The following is a 24286-nucleotide window of genomic DNA, read 5'->3' as shown; positions in this document are numbered from 1 at the left end:
GGCCTGCCGGGCACTGCGCCGCGACCCGGCGGCCGGGGCCGGCGGGCGGCAGCCGCCCGAGCGGCTCGGGCACTGGCCGGCCGCGGCCGGCCTGTTCGGCTACGCCTGGACGGAACTCGCCTCCCCCGAGCCGTGGTCGCCGGCCGCGGTCGCCGCCTTCGTCCTGGTCTACAGCGCGGTCCAGCTGGCCGGCGCCGCCTTCTGGGGCAGCCGCTGGTTCGACCACTGCGACGCCTTCACCGTCTACTCCCGTCTGCTGGGCAGCCTCGCCCCGGTCGGCCGCCGCCCCGCCGACGGCCGGCTGGTGCTGCGGCTGCCCCTGCACGGCCTGGACGCCGTCCGCCCCCGCCCGGGGCTGACCGCCACCGTGTGCGTGCTGCTGGCCGCCACCGCCTACGACGGCCTCACCCTCACCGTGCAGCCCGCCTGGCTGCCCACCGCCACCACGCTCGCCCGCACCCTGGGCCTGCTCACCACGGTGGCCGTGGTCGCCCTGGCCATGGTGGCCGCCACCACCGCCGCCCAGCTGCTCGCCGCCGAGCCCGGCCGCCGGCCCGGCGAGGCGCACTTCGCCCACTCCCTGGTGCCCGTCGCGGCCGGCTATCTGATCGCCCACTACCTGGGCATGCTGCTTGCCGAGGCTCCGCGGGCGGTGGGCCTGCCCGCCGTCGTACTCCCGGCCGCCACGCTGGCTACCGTGCAGGTCGGGGCCATCGTCGCCGGCCACCTCGGCGGGGTGGTGGCCGCCCACGACCGCGCGGTGCGGCTCTTCCCGCCGCACCGGGCGGTGGCCGGCCAGATCCCGCTGCTTCTGCTGATGGTGGGCTACACACTGGCCGGACTCGCCCTCCTGATGTCCGGCTGAACGGCAGGATGGAGGCGTGCACACGTTCTCGCTCCGCAAGGTCCCGGTCCAGCAGCGCAGTGCCGACCGGCTGGACCGCATCCTGGACGCCTGTGCCCGGCTGCTCGACAAGACCGGCTACGAGGCGCTCTCCACCCGGGCCGTGGCCGCCGCCGCCGGGGTCCCGATCGGCTCCGTCTACCGCTTCTTCGCCGACAAGAGACAGATGGTGGAGGCCCTGGCGCACCGCAACCTCCAGGCGTACACCGCCCGGGTGCGCCGGCGGCTGGCCGGCCTGCCCGACCGCGGCTGGCGCGGCGCGCTCGACGCCTGCTTCGACGAGTACGTGGACATGAAACGGACCGTGCCGGGCTTCACCCTGATCGACTTCGGCGTGCCCGACAGCCGGGACGACAACGGGCCCAACCAGCGGGTCGCCGAGCAGCTCTACACGCTGCTGCGCGAACACCTGGGCGGGGACGGGCCCGGCGGGCGGCTCGGACTGGCCTGCCTGGTCTGCGTGCAGTCCGCGGACGCGCTGCTCGGCCTGGCCTTCCGCGCCGGGCCGGGCGGCGACGCCGCGCTGATCGACGAGACCCGCACCCTGCTGCGCAGCTATCTGGCCGAGGTCCTGGACTGAAACCGGCGCCGGGGCGGGGACGTTCTGGCACGCTGGGGGTCATGACACCCGCGACCGGACCCGGCCACTCCGACCCCTCCGACCCCTCCGTCCCCTCCGACCACTCCGCCGTCTCCGCCGCCGCGGGGGCCGCGACGGCACTGCCGCGCATCTCGGTGCGCGGCGAGGCCCGGCTCGAAGTCGACCCGGAGATCGCCCGCATCGGCATCAGCGTCCGTGCCCGCGGGTCCGACCGCCGGGCCGCGCTGGCCGACCTCACCCGGCGCAACACCACCGTGCTGGAGCTGGTCAAGAGCTACGGCGAGGCGGTGGAGCGCACCGAGACCGGGGCCTTCACCATCGCCCCCGAGCTCAAGCAGGGCCGTGGCGAGCGCGTCCGCGCCTACCACGGCCGGGTGCACATCCAGGCCACCGTCACGGACTTCACCACGCTGGGGGAGCTGACCACCCGGCTGGCCGACCTGGAGCTGACCCGGGTGGACGGCCCCTGGTGGGGGCTGCGGCCGGACTCCCCGGTGTACCGGGAGGCCCGGCAGCAGGCGGTGCGGGAGGCCGTCGTCCGGGCCCGCGAATACGCGGCGGCGCTCGGCGCCGGCCTGTCCGGGCTGCTGGAACTGGCCGACCGCGGGCTGGAGTCGGCCTTTCCCGAGACTCAGCGCCTGGTGGCGGCGCCGGCGGCGTTCGGGACACCCCGCGGTGCCGCGGCGGAGAGCGCGGCGCCCGCGCTGGATCTGGAGCCGCGCCGCCAGACCGTCCGTGCCGAGGTCTCCGCACGCTTCACCATCACCCGCCCCGAGCTGTAGCGCCCGCGGCCGGCGGAGGGCTGGAGGCCGGGCCAGGGGACCGGCCGGAGGGACGGGCCGGAGGGACGGGTCACAGGGAGGCGTAGACGGCCTCGATCAGGGCCGTCTTGCGGGGGTCGTCCATGATGTGCGCGCCCATGCGGTTCATCACATAGCCGATGGCGACCCCGGACTCCGGGTCGGCCAGGCCGAAGGAGCCGCCGAAGCCGTCGTGGCCGAAGGCCAGCGGGTTGGGGCCGTAGGAACCGTGCGGGCCGCTCAGCCACAGCCCGAGCGCCACGTCCATCTCCCGGCCCAGCGCCTGCCCCAGCGCCAGGTCCTGTCCCGGGCCCTGCCCCTGCCGGGCGCGTGCCACCGCTGCCGGGCTCAGTACCTCGCGGTCCCCGTACCGGCCGCCGCCCGCCCAGATGCCGTAGAGCGCGGCCACCGCGCGGGCCGTGCCGTGCCCGTTGAGGGCGGGCAGATCGGCCCGGCGCCAGGCCGGGGTGTTGGCGTGCGCCCCGCCCACCCGGGGGTTGCCCAGCGCGGCCAGTGCCACCGGCGGCAGCGCGGTGAGGAGCCGGGCCTGCTCACTGTCCGCCCCCGCCGGTGCGGGCTCGTGCAGCAGCTCGGCCACCCGGTGCTCCTCGCTCTCCGGCAGGCCGATGCTGAAGTCGATGCCGAGCGGTCCGGTGAGTTCCTCGCGCAGAAAGGCCGCGGGCATCCGGCCGCTGACCCGCCGGATCACCTCGCCCACCAGGAAGCCGTAGGTCAGGGCGTGGTAGCCGAAGGCGCTGCCCGGCTCCCACCAGGGCTCGGTGGCCGCCAGCCGGTCGCAGGTCAGCTTCCAGTCGTACAGCTCGGCGGCCGAGTGCGGCTCGCGCAGCCCGGCCAGTCCGGCGCGGTGCGAGAGCAGGTCCCGTACCGGGATGTTCTCCTTGCCGGCGGCGGCGAACTCCGGCCAGTAGGCGGCGACCGGCGCGTCGAGGTCCAGCAGCCCGCGGTCGGCCAGCAGATGGGCGCAGAGCGCGGTGACGCCCTTGGTGGTGGACCAGACGTTGACCAGGGTGTCGCGCTCCCAGGGGCGGGTGCGGCCCGGGTCGGCCCAGCCGCCCCAGAGGTCGGCCACCGGTTCGCCGCCGACCAGCACGGTGACGGCGGCCCCGAGCTCGCCCCGGGCGCGGAAATTCTCCTCGAAGGCGGTCCGCACCGCCGTGAACCGCTCGTCGCACCTGCCGTGCACAGCCACCATCGGCCCCACCCGTCTCTCGCTCGGACAACGCGCGGGAGCGTACCGACCGGTAGGGATCTGCGGAAGGGCGGGGCCCCGACCCGTGCCGTGGAGTGTGCATCCGCCCAGCCGGCACCCGGCGGGCGGGCCGCCCCGACGGCGCTAGCCGTGCTCGGTCAGGGGGACGGAGAGGGCGAGCAGCTCGGCGGCGCAGCGGCGGTTGCGGTAGGGCCGCAGGGCGCGGCGCATCTCCCGCAGCGCCCGCTCGGCATCGCCGGAGCGCAGCCGCTCGCGGCCGGTGAGAAAGCGCCGCCAGGCGGCGCACGCCTCGTCGAGATGGCCGGTGCGCAGCAGCATCTGGCCGAACCGGGCGTGGGTCAGGGTCCGGCCCCGGACATCGGCGTCGGCGCGCTCGGCCACCGAGCGGCGCAGCGCGCCGATCGCCCCGCTGAGATCGCCCAGCGCCTCCAGCACCTGCGAGGTCTGGAACAGCAGAGCGGCCCGCGGATAGCTGTCGAACGGGGAGCTCCCCGGTCCGGACGCGGACCGCTCGGCGGCCCGCTCGGCCGTGGCCAGGGCGTTGAGCGCGCCGCGCCGCTCCCCGGTCCGGGCCAGCACCACGGCGAGCTGGGCCTGCACATAGGCCTGCTGGGCCGGGGCCAGGCCCTGCGCGGCGCGGGCCGCGGCCTCGGCCATCTGGAGCGCCGAGGGCAGGTGGCCGAGGCGCTGGGCCTGGGCGCTCATCGCCCGGATCACCAGGCTCCAGGTGGCGCGGTCGCCGCCCTCGGAGGCCAGCCGGTGGGCGTAGCAGTAGTAGCGCTGTGCCAGGCCGTGGAGCTGGCCGTCCTCGTACATCCGGCCGAGCAGGAAGGCCAGTCTGGCGGCGGCGCCGAGCATCTCCCGGCGGACGGGGGAGGGGCGGGGGCTGGTGAGCAGCGGGGCGACGTCGTCCGCCAGATAGGTGGAGAGGGCGCTGCGGGCGTGCCGGCCGCCGTGGGTGTCGATGGAGGCGGCGAAGAATCTGGCCGCCTCGTGCAGGGCGGAGATCTCGGAGGAGCCGGGGCCGGCCGGGGGTGCGGGCGGCGCGGCCGGCCTGCCCTGCCTGTCGTGCCTGCCCTGCCTGTCCGGCCCGTCCGGACAGGCAGGCGGCTCCGTCCGCCCCGGCCGTGCGGCGGGTGCCGTCCCGGTGTCCGGGGAGCCGCTGCCGCCCCGAGCGGCCACCCCTGTCGGGGCCGGGGCCGGGGTGCGGGCCGGGGCCGGCCTGGCCGGGCGGAGGCGGGCCGGATGCGGCTGGGCCGGGATCTCCGGCACCGGCGGCGGCGAGGGCGCCCGTGCGTCGGCGACCCGGTACGGTCGCTGCTGGAGAGCCGGGCGGCTGCCCGCGTCCGCGTCCGAACGGCACAGCGCGGCGAAACCGGTGACCGGGTCCTCGCCGACCGGCTCCCGCCAGGGCACCGGGAAGCCGGCCGCCTCCGGGGTGACCGGGCGGCCGATCCGGCGGGAGAGCGCCTCGGCGGCGAGCTGCGGGACGGGATGGCGGGGCCGCGTCCCCGAGAGCCAGTGCGCGACGGCGGTGCGGTCGTACCGCAGCGGACACCCGATCTCCGCGCCCAGTGTGTTCACGGCACGGGCCAGCGCCTCCTGTGTCCAGTCGGCCTCTTTGAGGAGACTGCGCAGCCGGTCGTTGGGACGGCGCCGGTGTGTCATGTTTCCTTGTTTCTCATGGCTGCTGGCGGGCTCACAGAGCGCACAGGTGCATGGGGCGGGGTGGCTTGCACCGAAGTCACACCTTCGGGCTGATTTTCCGCCGTTCGTTCACTCTGCGGTGGCGTCCTCTGTCGAACATGGTGACGGTGATCATATGAACGATCCCAGGCTGTATGCCGCGGTGCTACCCGCTGTGACCTCTGTCGTCAACCCCGCTTCCGATCTTCCCGCATCCCCCCGCTCCCTTGACAGCCCCGCCGTCCCCGCCGTCCCGGCTGCCCCCGCCGTCCCCGCGGCTCCGGGGCGTGCCGCGCCGGATGCCCCCGCCGTCGTGCCGGCCGGGGCCGGAGTCCGGCGGCTGTCCGTCCGCTGAGATCATGGCGGGGCCGTGTTGTGCGGTGATCCAGAGCACGGCCCTGCCTGCTGACAGCTAAGCGACCACTCAGTATGTTGATCGCATGCAGGCCGATCCCGGTAACCACAGCCCTCGCGGCGCCGTCCGCGCCGCCGTACTGCCCGCCGTCGGAGAACCGCTCCGGCTGACCGCGATCGAACTCCCCGAGCCCGGGCCCGGCCGGGTCCGGGTCCGGCTCGCCGCCGCGGGCGTGTGCCACTCCGACCTCTCGCTCTCCAACGGCACCCTGGCCCAGCCGGTGCCCGCGGTCCTCGGTCACGAGGGCGCCGGCACCGTGACCGCCGTCGGGGAGGGGGTGACCGCGGTCGTCCCCGGGCAGCGCGTGGTGCTGAACTGGGCGCCGTCCTGCGGCTCGTGCGCCTTCTGCGGACTGGGCGAGCCGTGGCTGTGCGCCAATGCCGACGCCGCCAACACCAAGCCCTACGCGCGCGCCGAGGACGGCACCGAACTCTTTCCCGGGCTCACCGTGGCCGCCTTCGCCGAGGAGACGGTCGTCCCCGAGCGCGCCGTGCTGCCGCTGCCGGACGGCATCCCGCTCACCGATGCGGCGCTGCTCGGCTGCGCCGTGCTCACCGGCTACGGCGCCGTGCACCACAGCGCCCGGGTGCGGCCCGGGGAGAGCGTGGTGGTGATGGGTGTGGGCGGGGTCGGACTGGCGGTCATCCAGTCGGCCCGGATCGCGGGGGCCGGCCGGATCATCGCCGTGGACATCTCCGAGCAGAAGGAGGGACTGGCCCGCTCCGCCGGGGCCACCGACTTCGTGGTGGCCTCCGACCAGACCTCCCGGCAGATCCGCCGGATGACCGGGGGCATGGGTGCGGACGTGGCGGTGGAGTGCGCCGGCCGGGCGGAGACCATCCGGGCGGCCTGGAGTTCGACGCGGCGCGGCGGCCGGACCACGGTGGTCGGCATCGGCGGCAAGGACCAGACCGTCAGCTTCTCGGCGCTGGAGATCTTCTACACCGCGCGCACGCTGTCGGGATGCGTCTACGGCAACAGTGACCCGGCCGCCGATCTGCCGGTGCTCGCCGAGCATGTCCGCGCCGGCCGTCTGGACCTGTCGGTGCTGGTCACCGATCGCATCGGGCTGGACGGCATCCCGGAGGCCTTCGCTGCCATGCAGCAGGGCCGCGGCGGCCGCGCGCTGATCGTGTACGCCGCCGGGGAGTAGCCCGGCACCGGCGCCGGCGCCGGTCCTGCCACGGGTCCGGACACCCGCCGAGCTAAGCGTGCGCTCAGGGCGGCGGTGTAAGGTGATCGTTCCGGCTTCGTCGGGCGAGGGGCCGGATCACCGAACGGCCGGAGGCGGGATGTCAGCACAGGCAGGGCAGAAGCAGGGGGCGGACGAGCTGGCCGCCTCCGCCGGGCACGAGACGGCCGGCCGGCTGCTGCTGGCCGCCGTCGAGGCGTTCGCCGAGCGCGGCTTCCACGCCACCACCACGCGGGACATCGCCCAGCGGGCCGGCATGAGCCCGGCCGCACTCTACATCCACTACCGCACCAAGGAAGAACTGCTCTACCAGATCAGCGTCTTCGGGCATCAGCGGGCCATCCGGGTGCTGGGCGACGCCGCCCGCCACGGCATCACCGCCGCCGACCGCCTGGCAGCCGCCATCAGTGCCTTCGCCCGCTGGCACGCCGAGCACCACACCCGCGCACGGGTGGTGCAGTACGAGCTGTCCGCGCTGGGCGAGGAGCACTACGCCGAGATCCTCACCCTGCGCCGCCGGGCGGGCGACATCATCCGGGACATCCTGGAACAGGGCACCGCGGCCGGGGAGTTCCGGGTCACGGACGTCCGCGGCACCGCCCGCGCCATGATGTCCCTGTGCATCGACGTGGCCCGCTGGTTCGATCCCTCCGGCAGCGATTCGCCCGAGCAGCTCGGCCGCCTCTACGCCGGTCTCGCGCTGCGCATGGCGGGTGCCGCGGAACCGGGCCCCGGCCCCGGAGCGTGACCGGGGTCCGAATCGTCCCGCGTCCGCGGCAGTGTCCCGCGTCCTGTTCGTCCCGGCGGCCACCGCGGTCACGGCCCGGTGACGGCCCGGTTGCAACCGGCCCCCCGGGCCGGTCGGCACCTGGCGTGCCCCCGGCCGCGGCGTGTGGGATGGGTGTGGGATGGTACGAGACCCCCGCCGCCCGCGCGGCGGGGTGCACGACCGGTGCGTGTCCGGCTCATGTCAGTCCGTACCGGTTCGTGCTGGTTCGTGCCGGTTCATGTCAGTCACAATCGCCCAGAGGTTCTCACGGGGAGGGGTGCCTATGTCACTGGCCCAGAATGTCCGCCAGGCGGCCCGCGCGGTCGCCCAGGGCGGCGATCCGCGACAAGTCGCCGCCGACACGCTGCAACAGCAGTACGGCGTCGGCGGGGGGCAGGCGCAGGACCAGGGGATCGGCGCCGACCCGGCCGACTTCCTGGCCGCCCGCGACCAGGGTGCCTCCGTGGACACCCGTATCGAGCAGCAGAGCGTCGCGCTCAACAGCGCCGGTGAGGCGCTGAACCGCAGCGAGCTGCAGCGCGGCCCGCGCGGCCCGGTGCACGTGATCTGCCCGATGGTGATCCCGCGCGGGCGCAGCCTGCTGACCATGCTCCCGGCCCTGCTGCTGATCGCCGTCGGCGTGGTGGCCTCCGTGGTGCTCTCCGCGACCGGCGGCGATGTGCTGCTCAACCCCTTCTTCGGCATCCACTACTGGGCGATGACCCTGATCGCCACCGTCTTCATGTGGTGGCGCCAGGGCATGGTGATGGTTCCGGAGGGCTGCCAGGCGCTGATCACCCGGTTCGGCAAGCTGGAGCAGGTCACCGGCCCCGGCCGGGTCACCCTGTTCAATCCCTGGAAGCGGGTCTCCTACATCGTCAACACCACCCGCGAGTACCCGTTCAACGCGCCCATCCGGGAGGCACCCACCCGCAGCGGGGTCAAGGCCTCCATCGACCTCTTCGTGCAGTTCCGGATCAACGACCCGGTCGAGTTCATCTACACCCTGGGCGCGGTCCGCGGCTTCCAGGAGAAGCTGAACAACGCGGTCAGCGAGACCACCCGCGCCCTGATCTACGACCAGGAGGCGTCGGACATCTACGACATGGTGGGGGAGAACACCGCCCCGCTGCTGGAGCAGCTCAACCAGCAGTTCAACCCGGCCGTGGAGCTGACCAACGCCAACATCACGCACGCCGAGCCGGCCAGCCAGGAATACCGGATGGACCTGGCCGCGCCCGAGATGGTGCGGGTGGCCAAGGAGGCCTACACCCACGAGTACGAGCTCAAGCTGCGCAAGGAGCAGGACGAGGGCGACCTGAACAAGGAGCTGGCCTCGCTGAACGAGACCCTCTCCGCGATCCAGGCCGACATCGCCACCTACCAGGCACAGATGGACACCGCGCTGGAGCGGGAGACCAACCGGGCCCGGGCGGTGGCCCGGCAGCGCTTCACCGAAGCCGAGTCCGAGGCGCGCGCCAATGCCGCGCTGCTGGAGGCACAGGCCCTGGACATCCGTGCGGTGAGCGCGGCCGAGGCCCCGGAGATCCTGAACTACCGCTATCAGCAGCGGGTGCTGGACACCCTGGAGCAGCTCGCCGAGCGGCTGCCCCAGGTGGTGAAGATCGGCGCCGGGGACGGCGCCAGCGTCAACTTCCTGCGGGTGGCGCAGGAGATCGTCGGCGAGACGGGCGGCGAGCTGTTCGGCGAGGCCGACATGGCCGCGATCCGCAGCCGGCTGACGGAGATCTCGGACCGGATCGCCGGACGCGAGGACGAGATCGCCCGGCTGCTGGCCGCCGGGCCGTCCACGGTGCCGGCCCCCGCGGCCGCTGCCGCGGCCGCCGCCCCGGCCGGGGACGCCGCCGCGGGCGGGGACACGGGTGCGGACACGGGCAGCGGGGGCGACGCGGCCGCTCCGCCCGCTCCGTTCGCGGGAGAGGAGCAGTGAGCATGAGCCAGCCGACACCTGACCGCCGCGGCTCCACCATCAAGGAGGCGCTGGCCGGCTGGGGCGACATCGCCCGCCTGCTGCGCGGCGGCGACAGCGGGGCCCTGGTCCCGGTCGTCATGCCGAAGAACAGCCGCCGCAACACCTGGACCGTCCTGCTGTGGTTCGGCGTGCTGGCCCTGGTCTCCGGCGTGATGATGACCGCCGCCGAGTCCGACGCCGGGAACGCCGCCTCGGAGACGGCCTGGGGCGCGCTGTCCGTGGTCGCCTTCACGGTGGCCGCGGTGAGCCTGCTGTGCGGCGTGCTGTGGTGGTGGCGCTCCTCCATCGTGGAGATCGAGCAGGGCACCACCGGTGTGCTGACCAAGTACGGCGCCATCGCCGGCGTCCTGGACCCGGGCCGGCACTATCTGTGGCACCCGTGGTCCGGGGTGGATTTCGTGGTCGACACCTCCACCGAGATTCCCTACTCGGCCCCGGTGGTGGCCTGCCCGACGCGGGAGAACGTGCCGCTGAAGTCCATCGAGTTCTTCCTGAAGTTCCGCATCACCGACGCCGTGATGTTCGTGCGGACCATCGGCGCGGGCAACTTCGACCTGGTGCTGTCCAGCGCGGTGCAGGACGCCATCCGGCAGCGCGGCCGTCAGGTGCGCACCGAGCGCGCCTACGACCTGCGCGGCTCGGACGTGGCGGACATGCAGCAGCTGCTCAACCGGCAGCTCGACCGGTACGGGGTGCGGATCACCGGCTGCAACATCCCGGACGTCCAGCTCCCGGCCCAGTACCAGCAGCACCTGGCCACCCGGGAGACGGTGGCCAAGGAGCGGGTCGCCTACGAGCAGGAGTGGGGGCTGACGCGCAAGCGCCGCACCGACAACCTGCTGATGGAGATCGAGCGCGCCAAGAAGATCCGGGACGCCAAGATCGTCGAGGTCAATGCCGCGCTGAACCAGGCGCGCAAGGACGTCGCGCAGATGCTGGAGCAGCAGGAGACCGAGGCGCAGCGGGTCCGCTTCGAGATCGAGACCAGGGGCCGGGCCGATCTGGTCTCGGCCGAGAACGAGGCAAAGGCGCAGCAGCGGCTGGCCACCGCCTACCGGGACAACCGGGCGGTGCTCCAGTACGAGCTGGCCCGCCGGCGGCTGGAGGTGGGCGCCACCCTGGCGCAGAACGCTCCCAAGCCCGTGGTGGTGCAGACCGACCCGGCGGGCGGTGAGCCCTCGGCGCTGACCACGCTGGTCACCGCGCAGCTCCTGCCGCGGCTGGCGCTCGGTGCCGCGGGTGACGGCCGGCCGGACCTGGACCTGGCCTCGGGCGCCCGGGCGCTGGCCGAGGAGATGACCCGGCCCGGAGCGGAGGAGTAGCAGGAGAGCAGCGGAGCAGCAGAACCGCACTGGGCAGACGTCCGGTGCGCGGCCGGGCCGGTACCCGCTCTCGGTACCGGCCCGCCGCCGTGTCCGGGGCCGGGTCCGTGCCCGTGCCCTGGCACGGACCCGGCCCCGTGTCCTGGGCAGTTCCTCCGCCGGGACCGCCCCGCCCTGCCGCGCCGCGGCGGGGCGGCTCTAGAGGTAGTAGCGGGAGACGCTCTCCGCCACGCAGGCCAGCTTCTCGCCGCCCTCCCGTTCCACCGTGACCCGCAGGGTGACCTGCACGCCGCCGGGCACGTCCGTGACCTCCAGCAGCGCCGCCCGGGCGCGCACCCGGGAGCCGGCCGGCACCGGGGAGGGGAAACGCACCTTGTTCGTGCCGTAGTTGACGCCCATCCTGACGCCCTCGACGCGGAGCGTCTGCGGCACCAGCACCGGCAGCAGGGACAGGGTCAGATAGCCGTGGGCGATGGTGGTGCGGAACGGTCCCTCGGCCGCGCGCTCGGGATCGACGTGGATCCACTGGTGATCGCCGGTGGACTCGGCGAACAGGTCGATCCGCTTCTGGTCGACCTCCAGCCAGTCGCTGGGACCGAATTCCTCACCGACCGCCGCGCGCAGTTCGTCGGCCGATGTGAAGACCCGTGGCTCGGCCATGGTCGGTTGCCTCCTGTGCAGGGTGGTGGGCGTGAACGTACGGGAGTAGGCTAGCTAAGCGCTTGCTCAGCATGCCCGTTCAGGATTCTCGCGGTTGGGCACTCTGTCAACGCCGCCGCGTGTGTCTTCCACCATCCATACCGACCGGTTAGTCTGTGCCCGCGGCCGGGCCAGGGCCGCCGATCCGTGACCGTATGCAGGACCGTATGCAGGACCGAGTGGCGAAGGGGCCGTAGTGATGGGGACACCGAAGGACATGCTGCGCGACGCCGCCGTGGTGGTGACCGGAGGCGGCGCCGGCATCGGTGCGGCACTGGCCCGGAGCTTCGCCCGCGAGGGCGCCCGGGTGGCGGTCAACGACATCGACGCCGGGGCCGCCGAGCGGGTCGCCGCCGAGATCGGCGGCGTGGCCGTGCCCGGCGACGCCTCCCTGGTGGTGCCCCGGGCCCGGGAGGCTCTCGGCGGTTCCGTCGACGTCTTCTGCGCGAACGCCGGCATCGCCCTGGGCGGCGGCCCCGACGCGGCCGAGGACGACTGGGCCCGCTCCTGGGACGTCAATGTGATGGCCCATGTCCGCGCCGCCCGCGATCTGCTGCCCGAGTGGCTGGAACGGGACAGCGGCCGGTTCGTCGCCACCGTCTCCGCCGCCGGACTGCTCACCATGGTCGGCGCCGCGCCGTACAGCGTGACCAAGCACGCCGCGCTCTCCTTCGCCGAGTGGCTCTCCCTCACCTACCGCCACCGCGGTATCGCCGTGCACGCGGTCTGCCCGCAGGGCGTGCGCACCGCCATGCTGGAGGGCTCCGGCCGGGCCGGGGACCTGGTGCTCACCCCCAACGCCATCGAGCCCTCCGAGGTGGCCGACGCCGTGCTGGCCGGCATCGCCGAGGAGCGGTTCCTGATTCTGCCCCACCCCCAGGTCGCCGAGTACGCTACCGCCCGCGCCACGGACCGTGACTCATGGCTGGGCGCGATGAACCGCATCCAGCAGAAGCTCGAAAGGTGACCGGGATGGCTCAGAGGAACGGGGGACGCGGGGAAGTACCGCAGCGGCTGCTGGCCATTGCCACCCGGCTGTTCGCCGAACGAGGCTACGAGCGGACCTCGGTCCAGGAGATCGTGGATGCCGCCGGCGTCACCAAGGGGGCGCTGTACCACTACTTCGGGTCCAAGGACGACCTGCTGCACGAGATCTACGGGCGGCTGCTGCGGCTCCAGAAGCAGCGCCTGGACGCGGTGGCCGACTCGGACGCCCCGGTGGCCGAACGGCTGCGCGCCGCCGCCGCGGACGTGGTGGTCAGCAGCATCGAGAACATCGACGACGCCACCATCTTCTTCCGCTCCATGCATCAGCTCGGCCCGGAGCAGCTCAAGAAGGTCCGGGCCGAGCGGCGCCGCTACCACGAGCGGTTCCGGGCGCTGATCGAGGAGGGCCAGGAGGCCGGCATCTTCTCCCGGGCCACCCCGGCCGACCTGGTGGTGTCCTACCACTTCGGTGCCGTGCACCAGCTCAGCCAGTGGTACCGGCCCGAGGGGCCGATGTCCCCGCAGGAGATCGGCGACCACCTGGCCGATCTGCTGATGCGCTCGCTCCGTCCCTGAGCCCGCCGGCGGCCCGGCCCGCTGTTCCGCCCGGGTGGCCGTCCCCGTCCGTACCCCATGCGAAAGGTGATTCCGTGCAGGCTTGGCGAGTCCATGAGAACGGCGAACCCGCGGCGGTGATGCGGCTGGAGGAGACCGCCCGGCCGGAACCCGGTCCCGGCGAGCTGCTGGTCCGGGTCCGCGCCGCCGCCGTCAACTTCCCCGACGCGCTGCTGGCCCGCGGCCTGTACCAGGTCCGCCCGCCGCTGCCGTTCACCCCCGGCGTGGAGCTGTGCGGCACGGTGGAGGCGGCGGGACCCGGCGCCCAGGGCCCGGCATCCGGCAGCCGGATCATCGGGCAGCCCGTGCTCCCCAGCGGCGCCTTCGCCGAGTACGCCCTGGTCGCCGCGGACAACGCCCACCCGGCCCCGGAGGAACTGGACGACGCCGAGGCCGCCGCCCTCTACATCGGCTACCAGACCGGCTGGTTCGGCCTGCACCGCCGGGCCCGGCTGGCGGCGGGGGAGACCCTGCTGGTGCATGCGGCGGCGGGCGGCGTGGGAAGCGCCGCGGTCCAGCTCGGGCGGGCCGCCGGGGCCCGGGTGATCGGCGTGGTCGGCGGGCCGGACAAGGCCGCCACCGCCCGTGAGCTGGGCTGCGACATGGTCATCGACCGTCGCGAGGACGACGTGGTCGCCGCGGTGAAGGAGGCCACCGGCGGGCGTGGCGCGGACGTGATCTACGACCCGGTGGGCGGCCAGGCGTACGCCCAGTCGGCCAAGTGCGTCGCCTTCGAGGGCCGGATCATCGTCGTCGGCTTCGCCAGCGGCACCATCCCGACCCCCGGACTGAACCACGCGCTGGTGAAGAACTACTCGATTCTGGGCCTGCACTGGGGGCTGTACCGGCAGCGGGACCCGGAGTCGGTGCCCGCCTGCCACCGGGAGCTCACCGCACTGGCCGCCAAGGGCGCGATCCGCCCGCTGATCAGCGAGCGGCTGCCGCTGTCCGGCGCCGCCGACGCCGTCCAGCGGGTCGCCGACGGCATCACCACCGGCCGTATCGCCATCCTCCCCGCCGGCTGACTCGCGTGCTGCGGTTCCCCGGCCGTCGCGGGCGGACGCGGCGGCCGGCTCCGCGCGCCCGCGGGGGATGCGCGGGAACACCGCGGCTGGGATTCTTTCCAGCCTCGGCACGGTGCCCGGCCGGGGCGTCGTGGTGGACTCACCGCCCGGCGTCGGCAAGTCCGCGCTCGTGGTCCGGGTCACCGGACACCTGACCTCCGCAGACCACCAGCTCGTGATCGTTGCGGGGACCAACGAGCAGGTCGACTGCGCAACGCCGTCGACGTGCCCCTCGCCCCAACCCGGACCTCGCCGCCTTGCCCGCCGGTGCCCGCGCTGTCCGTGACAGCAAGGTGCGGGGCGGCTCGGCGCTCGTCCTGCCGGGAGGCGCGCGGGAGGCATTCGCCTCGGCGCCCAGCACGGGCCTGCTGGACTCCGGTATCAGCGTGTCGGTGTCCGTGTCCGGCAGCGGCAGGATCTCGCGGACGCGCTGGACGCGGAGATGATGCGGCGGCTGCTGCCGCCCTCCGCGGTGTCCGCCATCGCCCGGTGGCTGTCCGGGGCCGGCACTCCGTACGCAGCGAGCGCCGGGAGTCATACGGTGGAGTACGCGCGCATGCGATGGGCGGCCATCACACCGTGGCCTGCATCGCTCGCGGACCGCTCGACTGCGGACTGTTCGTGATCAGGGGTATCACTGGGTGCGCGCGGGGTCGCCGTGAAGAACGTCCCACCTCTCAACGGCGCTGCCTTGAGGTCGCCGCCCTGCCCGCCGGCGCCCGATCGGTCCGCGGCAGCAAGGTCCGGGGTGGCAAGGCCCGGGATGGCTCGGTGCTCGTCCTGCCGGGAGGCGGCTGGGGGCGTTCGCCTCGGCGGCCGGCACCGGTGTGCTGAGCTCCGGTGAGGGGGTAGGCGGCGGTCGGCGCTGCTGTACTGAGCCGCTTGTCACCGGACGGACGTGTGTTCTCTCCGGCAAGGAGAGATACACGGGCTCCGCTGCTCCACGCGGTTCGGCTCCGGCTTGGGCGGGGTGGTGAGGGGGTGCTGTGCTTACGGTGTGCGGCGGAGTCGTGACGCTTTGCTGACAAGATGACACCATGGTGCTTGCGGTGGGGGCGAAGGCGCTCCGGAGGAGACGGGACCAGTTGCGGGACTCCGCCGATGCGATCAGCTCCGACAGCGGCCTCGGGGACGTTGCCACGGTCTGTCTTCTGCTGTTCTACGCCACGGAGTGCGGGCTCAAGGAGCGGCTGCTCGTCCGGCACGGCCACCGCGATTCCTCATTGCTGGAGCCCACCCATGACCTGCGCCGGCTGGCCAAACAGCTCGGGCTGCCCCGAGCCCTTGGTGCGCGCCTCGACCGTCTGCAGAGCTGCAAACTGCACCCTTCCACGCGCGGCACCCTCGCCCTGGCCGATCTGCACCAGGCGTGGCGCTATGGTGCAAGGCTTGACGCGGCTGACGAGAAGGAAGCCCAGGACGCGCTCCGCGCTCTGATCAGCTGGTGCGAGCAGGACTAGAGGGAGAAGTTCGAGGTCATGGCCGAGCCGATCGCACTCGAGGAGCCCACTCCTCCGGAGCACTTGTTCACCTGGGTGGATGTGGAAGAGCACCTGGCTCTGCTGGCCACCGCCCGCAAGTGGCCCGGTTGGCTGTGCGCGGCAGACGGCTGGTGGGACGGTCTTGAACTCGTTGTCCTCCCCGGGACGGCCGCCCAGGACGTGCAGCAGTGGCTGGACGAGGCGTTCGGAGCGGGGTCGACCGAGTGGCAGAACGAGACGCTCATGCTCAGGCTCGACGACCCGCGGACAACCGAGTTCACCGGCATGCCCGTCGTTCTCAGCGCTGCGCAGGACGGCCTGGAGCAACCCCCGCGCGTTCCGCTGCTGCGGGAGAAGCACCTCACTCCGCAGTTGGCACACGCGCTGGAACGGCCCGCCACCGAGCAATTCGCCCATGACGTACAGCTTGTGGCCTTCCACTCCTTCAAGGGCGGAGTCGGGCGCACGGTCCATGCGGTGGCCATGGCCGATGCCATGGCCAGGCGTGGTGCCAGGGTGCTGCTCATCGACGCCGATCTCGAAGCTCCCGGGATCACCTGGATGCACCGGGCCCAGGGCGGCCAGCTCGACTTCTGTTTCGAGGACCTGCTTGCCCTGTTGCAGGGCGACGAGGACGGCGGCTGGGCAACGGCCGTGGAGATCGCCGCCAAGTATCTGCCGAATCAGCGGGTGGGACGGTATACCGGCGTGGGATGGGTGACCGTGGTCCCCGCCAGCCGGCGGCCGCTGCTCGGCCCACCTCGGATTGATCCGGCCGATCTGCTCGCACCGGGCCGGTCACCGTACTTCCTGACCGAAGCGCTCGCGGCGCTCGCCGTCCAGACCGCCGCGGACGCCGTGATCATTGATCTGCGTGCCGGGGCGACCGAGCTGTCCGCACCGGTGCTGCTCGACCCTCGGGTCCAGCGCATTTTCGTTACCACTCTGAGTCATCAGTCGCTCGCCGGAACGGAGAGGCTGCTGCGACAGCTCGGTCACCGCGCCCCCACGCTGCGGGGCATCGACCCGGCGAGCGCCGTGATCATCACCCAGTACCGGCAGGACGCCCACGAGGAGCAGGCGGAACGCACTCGTGAGGAACTGGGCAGCGCACTGTTCGCGTCGCTCAGGGAGCCGGACGGGAAACGGGCGACGGAAACAGGTATCGCCGGCAGTGTGGACAGCGATCTCCTGTCCCGCCCCCTTCTCAGCCCTTTTCGTGAGGAACTGCTCGCGCTGCCGTCCTCGTGGGACGCAGTGCTCCGGGTGCTGGAGAGCTGTCATGTGGCCGGGGTCCTGGAGCCGATCATGCCGACAGCCTCCCCGGCTGCGGCCGTGGCCCGGGAACCGCTGTCGGTCGCCGACTGCACCACGCTTCGCGGCAGACTGGCGGAAACCGCCGGCCGGCTCGTCTACGCCGAGCGGGAGGGTATGGCCTCGGCCGGCGGATTTCTGGTGACCGATCCTCTGCGCAGACTGCTGGGGGACCACCGTACGGAGCCGCCCCTGGCGCTCGTGGTGGGTGCCAAGGGAGCCGGGAAGACATTCATGTATGCCAAGGCCTGTGCGGCGCGGTCCTGGGACGAGTTCACGCGTGCCTCGGGCATCGAAGGTGCCCAGGGACCGCTGCCCATCGTTCCGGTGCTGGAGTCGGACAACCTGGAGTATGACGGCCTCACGACGCAGGATCTGCGGGACGTGTTCGCCCAGAGCCATGGTGGGAGGAAGGTCCGGGCCGACACGTCCCAGGAGCTGAAGGACCGGCTGAAGAGTGGGCTCGCGACACTCTCCCCGCAGGACGAACTGGGATGGCGGCGTCTGTGGCTCGAATGCCTGGCCGCTGCGGCGGGTGTACCGGTGCTGGGCGAAGGCGGCGCGGAAGCCGCCCTTACCGAGCTCGGCCGACGGGGGGCACAGGCGGTGTTCGTCATCGATGGGCTGGAGGACCTGCTGCAGTCGATCGACGACGAGCCGAAGCGCACCGCCCTGCGCGTGCTGCTGATCGACGTGCTCGCCTGGCTGCGTTCGCTGCGGGGACGTCCCTACGGGCTGGTGATCTTCGTCCGCCAGGACCTGGTGACGCGGGCAGTCCGTCAGAACAGCGGACAGCTTCTGGCACGTTACGAACCCTACGCACTGCGCTGGAACAAGGACGAGGCACTTCGGCTCGCCCTGTGGGTGACGGCACACGCCGAGGCGCTGCCCGTTCCCCTGTTGGCATCCGACATCACGGAGTTGTCCTACGACGAGCTGGTGAAGGCCCTGACTCCGGTATGGGGCTGGAAGATGGGAACGGAGAAGTCCAAGGAGGCACGCTCCCACCTCTGGGTGCCCGCCGCGCTCGGGGACTTCAAGGACCAGGTACAGGCCAGGGATGTGGTGATGTTCCTGGCAGAGGCGGCGAAGCTGTCCATCCCCCAGACAACCTGGGATGACCGTGTCCTGGTACCCGGAGCCATGCGCAAGGCACTCCTCGCGTGCAGTACGAACAAGATCGACTCGATCCGGCAGGAGAACCAGGAGGTCGGAGCGCTGTTGGACCGGCTGCGGAAAGTACGGCGCCCTGTGACCGTGCCGTTCGGGCTGGACGAGGTCGGGATCTCGGCCGAGGAAGCCGACTTTCTGGTGGAGTCCGGGGTCTTCGTCCGGGGCAGCGACGGCCGATACTGGGTGGCCGAGATCTACCGGCACGGTCTCGGCTTCGGCAGCGAACGCAGGGCGAAGGTGCTCTGGCGGCCACGGCAGTGAGTAGCTCTGCCGGGCGCTGACCGCATGTGCCTGTCGCCGCCACTTCCGGTCGGCGTTCCTGTCCCTGTACGAGGGCATGGCCGTCTGAGCGGAAGAGGCTGTGTCCGGGGTGCACCGGTCCGGTGGGAGCGTGGCTCGGTGGGCGGGCAGGCGCTACGTGGTGATCACCCCCGGCTGTCTGGTCCAGCCTCTCCGTGATCACGTCGCAGTAGAGCTGGAAGGTTCGCTGCTCGACCGGGGCCACCACCGACGTCGGTGCACGCATGGGGTTGCGTACCTTGGCCGTACTGCCGGAGGCCGTCGCAGAAGGCCCCGTACGCGCTCTCCCGCGCCCTGGCCAGCCCGCGCTGGAGCAGCACCTGGGCGTCGTCCGGAATCACCACGAGCCACGGGTAGGGCACCGCCTCCAGCAGTGTCCGGAGCAAGTCTCCCGGGCCGCGAGGCGCATGAAGACGCGGTGTTCTGGCTGGACTTGCCGACGGTTCCGTCCCTGCCGTGCCAGCGCCGCGACGTGGGGCGGGTGCCAGCAGGTGTGCGGGGCGGGGCGGAGGCTCCGGTGCTGTCCTCCTGCCCCGCCCTGTCCTGGACGGGAGTGCGCGGTGCGGGGCGGAACGGCTCAGCTCCGCGCAGCGGTGTGGCGCTTGAGTTCGCGGCGGGCCAGGGAGCGCTGGTGGACCTCGTCCGGCCCGTCGGCCAGGCGCAGCGTGCGGGCGGAGGCGTAGAGCTCGGCCAGCGGGGTGTCCTGGCTGACCCCGGCGGCCCCGTACAGCTGCACCGCGGTGTCCAGGATGCCGACCACGGTGCGCGGCACCGCGATCTTGATGGCCTGGATCTCGGTGTGCGCGCCGCGGTTGCCCACCGTGTCCATCAGCCAGGCCGTCTTCAGCACCAGCAGCCGCAGCTGCTCCACGGCCACCCGGGCGTCCGCGATCCAGGCCCGCACCTGGCCCTGCTCGGCCAGCGGCCGGCCGAAGGCGGTGCGCGACACCGCGCGCCGGCACATCAGCTCGATGGCCCGCTCGGCCATGCCGATCAGCCGCATGCAGTGGTGGATGCGGCCCGGACCCAGCCGGGCCTGCGCGATGGCGAAGCCGCCGCCTTCCTCGCCGATCAGATTGCCCACCGGCACCCGCACGTTCTCGAACAGCACCTCCGGGTGCCCGCCGTGCCAGTGGTCCTCGAAGCCGAAGACCTTCATGGCCCGGCGCACCGTCACCCCGGGGGTGTCCCGGGGCACCAGCACCATGGACTGCTGGCGCCGGATGTCCGCGCCCTCCGGATCGGTCTTGCCCATCACGATGAACACCGCGCACTCCGGGTTCATCGCCCCGGAGATGTAGAACTTGCGGCCGTTGATGACGTACTCGTCGCCCTGCCGTTCGATCCGGGTCTCGATGTTGGTGGCGTCCGAGGAGGCGACCTCCGGCTCGGTCATGGCGAACGCCGAGCGGATCTCGGCGTTGAGCAGCGGCTCCAGCCAGCGCCTGCGCTGTTCCTCGTTGCCGAACATGGCCAGCACTTCCATGTTGCCGGTGTCCGGGGCCGAGCAGTTGAGCGCGGACGGGGCGAGCTGCGGGCTGCGTCCGGTGATCTCGGCCAGCGGCGCGTACTGGAGGTTGGTCAGCCCGGCGCCGTAGCGGGAGTCGGGCAGGAAAAGGTTCCACAGGCCGCGGCGGCGGGCCTCGGCCTGCAGTTCGCGCAGCACCGGCACCGGCCGCCAGGGGTCGTCCTGTGCGGCACGCTGCCGCTCCGCGGTCTCCTCGGCCGGATGGACGTGCTCCTCCATGAACTCCAGGAGGCTTTTGCGCAGTTCCTCGGTGCGCTCGTCAAAGGCGAAATCCACGATGGTCATCCCTTCCGCAGGGTGGCGAGGCCGTCCTCGATGAAGACCGGCACCAGTTCTCCGATCCGGTCGAAGCCCGCGCCGACCGTCTGGCCGAGGGTGTACCGGTAGTGGATACCCTCCAGAATCACCGCGAGCTTGAAGTAGGCGAAGGCCGCGTACCAGGCGATCCGGCCGGTGTCGCGGCCGGAGCCGGACGCGTAGCGCTCGACCAGCTCGGCGGCGTCCGGGTGGCCGGGGGCGTGGCCGCTGTCGGTCACCGGCACGCCGGGCAGGCGGCGCAGCGAGGTGTACATCACGAGCAGACCGAGGTCGGTGAGCGGGTCGCCGAGCGTGGACATCTCCCAGTCGAGCACCGCGTTGATCCGGTCGTCCGCGCCGAGCAGCACATTGTCCAGCCGGTAGTCGCCGTGCACCACGGCCGGCGCGGGGGAGCGGGGCAGCATCCGGGTGAGGGTGGCGTGCAGTTCGTCGATCCCGGGCAGCTCCCGGCTGCGGGAGGCGTCGAGCTGTTTGCCCCAGCGGCGCAGCTGGCGCTCCAGGAAACCCTCCGGGCGGCCGAAGTCGCCCAGGCCGACCGCCTCCGGGTCCACGGCGTGCAGCGCCACCAGGGTGTCCACCAGGTGCAGCACCGCGGCCCGGGTGCGCTCCGGTCCCAGCTCGGCGAGCTGCCGCGCGGTGCGGTACGGGGTGCCCGGCACATGCTCCATCACATAGAACGGGGCGCCCGTCACCTCGGTGTCCTCGCAGAGCAGCACCGCCCCGGGCACCGGGACCTCGGTGGGGGCCAGCGCGCTGATCACCCGGTACTCGCGGCCCATGTCGTGGGCAGTGGCCAGCACATGGCCGAGGGGCGGCCGGCGCACCACCCACTGCCCGGTGCCGTCCGTCACGCCGTAGGTCAGGTTGGAGCGGCCGCCGGGCATCAGCCGTGCGGTCAGCGGGCCGCGCACCAGGCCGGGGCACGCCTCGTCCAGGTGCGCGCGCAGCCGCGCCAGTTCCAGACCGGGCGGGTTCTCGTCGGTGCCGGTCGGGGACGGCAGGGCGGACTCGGCGGACATGGGAGCGCTCCTAGGTGGGGGACGTCGGGGGCGGCGGTCGCAGGTGGTACGGCGGGCGGCCGGCGGCCGGACCGGCGCGCCGCGGAACTGCTGCGGATACCGCTGCCGTAGACAGCTACTGCATGATCCCTATGATGCCGACCAGTCGGTATGTAGTCTAGGGGTCGTCCTCAACACGCGTCATTCGCCCAATCGGCGCCCGCCCCCCGGCGGGGCGCGCGCGCCGGCGCGGGAGGCCCTCAGCGCAGCAGGGCCGCCGCCACCGCACACCCGGCCAGCACCACCCCCGCGGCACCCAGCACCGGGGCCCGCCCCGGTGCGGCCGGCGCCGCTGCCAGCGCCGTGATCCGCCGGTGCGCCAGCACCAGGAACCCCGCCCAGAGCAGCGTCACCAGCACCGCCCCCGCGTACCAGGGGATGCTGCCGGTCACCACCGCGCCGCGCCAGGCCAGCAGCACCGTGACCAGGAAGGTGAGCGTGGACCGCCGCCATGCCAGCCGGGTCCGCTCCGGCTGTGTCTCCGCACCCGGGCCGTCCCCCGGCGCCGCCGGGGACCGGGACGGGAAGGAGGACGAGGGGGAGGACGCGAAGGAGGACGCGGACTCCCGCCGGGGCGGATGCCCCGGCCGGCCCGGCGCCCCGCCGGACGCCGTCACCGCGACCAGCCCAGACCGATCGCCACCCCCACCGCCAGCGCCGCCAGCGTCGTCCCCACCGCCAGCCAGGCCGGCAGCCGGGTCACCGGGAGATCCTCGCCGCGCCGCATCGCCCGCTCGCAGCGCGCCCAGTGGTTCACCGCGCGCAGCGCACACACCACCGCCCCCAGCAGCAGCATCAGCGCGATCCCCACCCGCAGCGGACGGTCGAGGTCGGTCAGGAACTGCTCCACCGCCAGGCCGCCGGCCAGCAGCGCCAGCGCGGTGCGCAGCCAGGCCAGGAAGGTGCGCTCATTGGCCAGCGAGAAGCGGTAGTCGGGAGTGGTGCCCTCGGCCGCCATCCGCCGGGGCGAGAACCACAGCCGCACCCCCGCCACCACACGTCCGAACATGACTCAACGGTAACTCCGGAGGTGATCATCCGCCCGGGCAGTCCCGGCGGATGTTGACGCGCGGAGAACCAGGCAAGAGGATCGTCCCCCGAGCAGCAGCACCGCCACGACACCAGGGACTTGCCATGGCCTACGACGCCGACGTCATCGTCATCGGAGCCGGGCTGGCGGGCCTGGCGGCCACCGCCGAACTCGCCGAGGCCGGACGCAAGGTGCTGCTGCTGGACCAGGAACCGGAGACGTCGCTCGGCGGGCAGGCCCACTGGTCCTTCGGCGGCCTCTTCCTGGTCAATTCCCCCGAACAGCGGCGGCTGCGGATTCGCGACAGCCGCGAACTGGCCTGGCAGGACTGGCTGGGCACGGCCGGTTTCGACCGCGAGGAGGACCGCTGGCCGCGCCGCTGGGCGGAGGCGTACGTGGACTTCGCGGCCGGGGAGAAGCGGGCCTGGCTGCACGGCATGGGCGTGCGCTTCTTCCCGGTGGTCGGCTGGGCCGAGCGCGGCGGCTACACCGCCACCGGACACGGCAACTCCGTACCCCGCTTCCACATCACCTGGGGGACCGGGCCCGGCCTGGTGGAGCCCTTCGTCCGGCGGGTGCAGGCCGCGGCCCGCGACGGCCGGGCGGAACTGCGCTTCCGGCACCGGGTCACCGGCCTGTCCCGCAGCGGCGGCTCGGTGGACACCGTCAGCGGCGAGATCCTCGCGCCCAGCGCCGCCGTGCGCGGTGCCGCCAGCAGCCGCGAGGTGACCGGCGCCTTCGAACTGCGCGCCCAGGCGGTCGTCATCGCCTCCGGCGGCATCGGCGGCAACCACGAGCTGGTGCGGTCCTGCTGGCCGGAGCGGCTGGGCGAGCCACCGCGCCGGATGCTCTCCGGGGTCCCGGCCCACGTGGACGGCGCCCTGCTGGGCGTCGCCGAGAAGGCCGGGGCCAGCCTGGTGAACCGCGACCGGATGTGGCACTACACCGAGGGCATCGAGAACTGGAACCCGGTCTGGGACAACCACGGCATCCGCATCCTGCCCGGCCCGTCCTCGCTGTGGGTGGACGCCACCGGCGCCCGGCTGCCCGTCCCGCTCTTCCCGGGCTTCGACACCCTGGGCACCCTCCAGCACATCATGGGCACCGGGTACGACTACACCTGGTTCCTGCTCACCCAGAAGATCATCGAGAAGGAGTTCGCCCTCTCCGGCTCCGAGCAGAACCCCGACCTGACCGGCAAGTCGGTGCGCGGGGTACTCGGCCGGGCCCGGTCCGGCGCCCCCGCCCCGGTCCGCGCCTTCATGGAGAAGGGCGCCGACTTCGTCGTCGAGAAGGACCTGTCCGCCCTGGTCGCCGGCATGAACGCGCTCACCGGCGAGGACCTGGTCAAGGAGGACGCGCTGCGCCGGGAGATCGAGGCCCGCGACCGGGAGATCGGCAACCGCTTCACCAAGGACCTCCAGATCACCGCCATGCGCGGCGCCCGCGGCTACCTGGGCGACAGGCTCATCCGGGTCGCCTCCCCGCACCGGCTGCTCGACCCCAAGGCCGGGCCGCTGATCGCCGTCCGCCTCAACATCCTCACCCGCAAGACCCTGGGCGGCCTGGAGACCGACCTCTCCGGCCGCGTCCTCACCCCGGACGGCGAGCCCATGCCCGGCGTCTACGCGGCGGGCGAGGCGGCCGGTTTCGGCGGCGGGGGCATGCACGGCTACCGCTCCCTGGAGGGCACCTTCCTCGGCGGCTGCCTCTTCTCCGGCCGCACCGCCGGCCGCGCCGCAGCCGCCGCCACGGCGTGACCGGCGCGACCGGCGTGCCCGGCCGGGGCCCGCGCCGCGGCGGGAC

At 73.1% G+C, this 24286-nt stretch carries 19 protein-coding genes and 1 pseudogene; 13 read left to right on the top strand and 7 right to left on the bottom strand.

Annotated elements, in window-relative coordinates; translation table 11 throughout:
* The 3 genes and pseudogenes from GQS09_RS03015 to GQS09_RS03005 all read left to right on the top strand — a co-directional run.
* Positions 1-865 (top strand): annotated as a pseudogene (locus GQS09_RS03015) (hypothetical protein); the annotation flags it as partial.
* A 16-nt stretch (positions 866-881) separates the two neighbouring features.
* Positions 882-1484 carry a TetR/AcrR family transcriptional regulator gene (locus GQS09_RS03010; RefSeq protein WP_165984387.1) on the top strand — a complete coding sequence of 201 codons (603 nt, stop codon included), beginning with the start codon at positions 882-884 and terminating at the stop codon, positions 1482-1484.
* Positions 1485-1525: 41 nt separating this feature from the next.
* Entirely contained in the window at positions 1526-2287 is a 762-nt protein-coding gene (locus tag GQS09_RS03005) for an SIMPL domain-containing protein (RefSeq protein ID WP_165984386.1), read from the top strand.
* Between the two features lie 70 nt (positions 2288-2357).
* Here the strand turns inward: GQS09_RS03005 and GQS09_RS03000 are convergent, their stop codons facing one another.
* Both GQS09_RS03000 and GQS09_RS02995 read right to left on the bottom strand, forming a co-directional pair.
* Positions 2358-3518 carry a serine hydrolase gene (locus GQS09_RS03000; RefSeq protein WP_165984385.1) on the bottom strand — a complete coding sequence of 387 codons (1161 nt, stop codon included), beginning with the start codon at positions 3516-3518 and terminating at the stop codon, positions 2358-2360.
* A 141-nt stretch (positions 3519-3659) separates the two neighbouring features.
* The gene (locus tag GQS09_RS02995; protein WP_165984384.1) at positions 3660-5204 is read right to left on the bottom strand and encodes a hypothetical protein; all 1545 of its coding nucleotides are present in this window, start codon (positions 5202-5204) and stop codon (positions 3660-3662) included.
* 458 nt (positions 5205-5662) lie between these two features.
* Here GQS09_RS02995 and GQS09_RS02990 point away from each other — a divergent pair, with 458 nt between their 5' ends.
* From GQS09_RS02990 to GQS09_RS02975, 4 genes are all read left to right on the top strand, one after another.
* Positions 5663-6790, top strand: coding sequence for a Zn-dependent alcohol dehydrogenase (locus GQS09_RS02990; protein WP_165984383.1), 1128 nt, complete (start codon positions 5663-5665; stop codon positions 6788-6790).
* Between the two features lie 139 nt (positions 6791-6929).
* Positions 6930-7577: a TetR/AcrR family transcriptional regulator gene (locus tag GQS09_RS02985; protein ID WP_165984382.1), complete on the top strand. Its 648-nt coding sequence runs from the start codon at positions 6930-6932 to the stop codon at positions 7575-7577.
* A gap of 304 nt (positions 7578-7881) precedes the next feature.
* Positions 7882-9549, top strand: a complete 1668-nt coding sequence (locus tag GQS09_RS02980; protein WP_165984381.1) for an SPFH domain-containing protein — start codon at positions 7882-7884, stop codon at positions 9547-9549.
* Between the two features lie 2 nt (positions 9550-9551).
* The gene (locus GQS09_RS02975; protein WP_165984380.1) at positions 9552-10913 is read left to right on the top strand and encodes an SPFH domain-containing protein; all 1362 of its coding nucleotides are present in this window, start codon (positions 9552-9554) and stop codon (positions 10911-10913) included.
* 198 nt (positions 10914-11111) lie between these two features.
* Here GQS09_RS02975 and GQS09_RS02970 read toward each other — a convergent pair whose 3' ends face one another.
* Positions 11112-11573 (bottom strand): MaoC family dehydratase, encoded by a 462-nt coding sequence (locus GQS09_RS02970; protein WP_165984379.1) that lies wholly within the window; start codon positions 11571-11573, stop codon positions 11112-11114.
* Between the two features lie 238 nt (positions 11574-11811).
* Here GQS09_RS02970 and GQS09_RS02965 point away from each other — a divergent pair, with 238 nt between their 5' ends.
* The 5 genes from GQS09_RS02965 to GQS09_RS02940 all read left to right on the top strand — a co-directional run bounded on the left by GQS09_RS02965 (position 11812) and on the right by GQS09_RS02940 (position 18507).
* Positions 11812-12579, top strand: coding sequence for an SDR family oxidoreductase (locus tag GQS09_RS02965; RefSeq protein WP_165984378.1), 768 nt, complete (start codon positions 11812-11814; stop codon positions 12577-12579).
* A gap of 5 nt (positions 12580-12584) precedes the next feature.
* Positions 12585-13175, top strand: coding sequence for a TetR/AcrR family transcriptional regulator (locus GQS09_RS02960; protein ID WP_165984377.1), 591 nt, complete (start codon positions 12585-12587; stop codon positions 13173-13175).
* Between the two features lie 74 nt (positions 13176-13249).
* Positions 13250-14239: an NADPH:quinone oxidoreductase family protein gene (locus GQS09_RS02955; protein WP_165984376.1), complete on the top strand. Its 990-nt coding sequence runs from the start codon at positions 13250-13252 to the stop codon at positions 14237-14239.
* 1076 nt (positions 14240-15315) lie between these two features.
* Positions 15316-15738: a hypothetical protein gene (locus GQS09_RS02945; RefSeq protein ID WP_165984375.1), complete on the top strand. Its 423-nt coding sequence runs from the start codon at positions 15316-15318 to the stop codon at positions 15736-15738.
* An 18-nt stretch (positions 15739-15756) separates the two neighbouring features.
* Positions 15757-18507 (top strand): KGGVGR-motif variant AAA ATPase, encoded by a 2751-nt coding sequence (locus tag GQS09_RS02940; RefSeq protein WP_165984374.1) that lies wholly within the window; start codon positions 15757-15759, stop codon positions 18505-18507.
* A gap of 616 nt (positions 18508-19123) precedes the next feature.
* Here the strand turns inward: GQS09_RS02940 and GQS09_RS02935 are convergent.
* The 4 genes from GQS09_RS02935 to GQS09_RS02920 all read right to left on the bottom strand — a co-directional run bounded on the left by GQS09_RS02935 (position 19124) and on the right by GQS09_RS02920 (position 22459).
* Positions 19124-20350: an acyl-CoA dehydrogenase family protein gene (locus tag GQS09_RS02935; RefSeq protein ID WP_165984393.1), complete on the bottom strand. Its 1227-nt coding sequence runs from the start codon at positions 20348-20350 to the stop codon at positions 19124-19126.
* Between the two features lie 5 nt (positions 20351-20355).
* Positions 20356-21411, bottom strand: a complete 1056-nt coding sequence (locus GQS09_RS02930) for a phosphotransferase family protein (RefSeq protein ID WP_165984373.1) — start codon at positions 21409-21411, stop codon at positions 20356-20358.
* A gap of 239 nt (positions 21412-21650) precedes the next feature.
* Complete coding sequence (locus GQS09_RS29015; protein ID WP_243761065.1) at positions 21651-22067, bottom strand: DUF202 domain-containing protein; 417 nt, start codon at positions 22065-22067, stop codon at positions 21651-21653.
* Positions 22064-22459, bottom strand: coding sequence for a YidH family protein (locus tag GQS09_RS02920; protein ID WP_165984372.1), 396 nt, complete (start codon positions 22457-22459; stop codon positions 22064-22066). Before GQS09_RS02920 ends, GQS09_RS29015 begins: the two co-directional genes overlap by 4 nt.
* A 125-nt stretch (positions 22460-22584) precedes the next feature.
* Between GQS09_RS02920 and GQS09_RS02915 the strand changes: the two genes are divergently transcribed.
* The gene (locus GQS09_RS02915) at positions 22585-24240 is read left to right on the top strand and encodes an FAD-binding dehydrogenase (protein ID WP_165984371.1); all 1656 of its coding nucleotides are present in this window, start codon (positions 22585-22587) and stop codon (positions 24238-24240) included.
* Positions 24241-24286: the final 46 nt, after the last annotated feature.

This window comes from Streptomyces sp. YIM 98790, from assembly GCF_011421595.1.
Lineage (GTDB): Bacteria > Actinomycetota > Actinomycetes > Streptomycetales > Streptomycetaceae > Streptomyces.
This window is presented reverse-complemented; position numbering and strand designations above follow the sequence as displayed.

Bases quoted from the DNA above. Each gene is read 5' to 3' on its own strand.
- GQS09_RS03005 (WP_165984386.1), top strand. From the start codon at position 1,526: ATGACACCCGCGACCGGACCCGGCCACTCCGACCCCTCCGACCCCTCC.
- GQS09_RS03000 (WP_165984385.1), bottom strand. From the start codon at position 3,518: ATGGTGGCTGTGCACGGCAGGTGCGACGAGCGGTTCACGGCGGTGCGG.
- GQS09_RS02995 (WP_165984384.1), bottom strand. From the start codon at position 5,204: ATGACACACCGGCGCCGTCCCAACGACCGGCTGCGCAGTCTCCTCAAA.
- GQS09_RS02990 (WP_165984383.1), top strand. From the start codon at position 5,663: ATGCAGGCCGATCCCGGTAACCACAGCCCTCGCGGCGCCGTCCGCGCC.
- GQS09_RS02985 (WP_165984382.1), top strand. From the start codon at position 6,930: ATGTCAGCACAGGCAGGGCAGAAGCAGGGGGCGGACGAGCTGGCCGCC.
- GQS09_RS02980 (WP_165984381.1), top strand. From the start codon at position 7,882: ATGTCACTGGCCCAGAATGTCCGCCAGGCGGCCCGCGCGGTCGCCCAG.
- GQS09_RS02975 (WP_165984380.1), top strand. From the start codon at position 9,552: ATGAGCCAGCCGACACCTGACCGCCGCGGCTCCACCATCAAGGAGGCG.
- GQS09_RS02970 (WP_165984379.1), bottom strand. From the start codon at position 11,573: ATGGCCGAGCCACGGGTCTTCACATCGGCCGACGAACTGCGCGCGGCG.
- GQS09_RS02965 (WP_165984378.1), top strand. From the start codon at position 11,812: ATGGGGACACCGAAGGACATGCTGCGCGACGCCGCCGTGGTGGTGACC.
- GQS09_RS02960 (WP_165984377.1), top strand. From the start codon at position 12,585: ATGGCTCAGAGGAACGGGGGACGCGGGGAAGTACCGCAGCGGCTGCTG.
- GQS09_RS02945 (WP_165984375.1), top strand. From the start codon at position 15,316: ATGGTGCTTGCGGTGGGGGCGAAGGCGCTCCGGAGGAGACGGGACCAG.
- GQS09_RS02940 (WP_165984374.1), top strand. From the start codon at position 15,757: ATGGCCGAGCCGATCGCACTCGAGGAGCCCACTCCTCCGGAGCACTTG.
- GQS09_RS02930 (WP_165984373.1), bottom strand. From the start codon at position 21,411: ATGTCCGCCGAGTCCGCCCTGCCGTCCCCGACCGGCACCGACGAGAAC.
- GQS09_RS02920 (WP_165984372.1), bottom strand. From the start codon at position 22,459: ATGTTCGGACGTGTGGTGGCGGGGGTGCGGCTGTGGTTCTCGCCCCGG.
- GQS09_RS02915 (WP_165984371.1), top strand. From the start codon at position 22,585: ATGGCCTACGACGCCGACGTCATCGTCATCGGAGCCGGGCTGGCGGGC.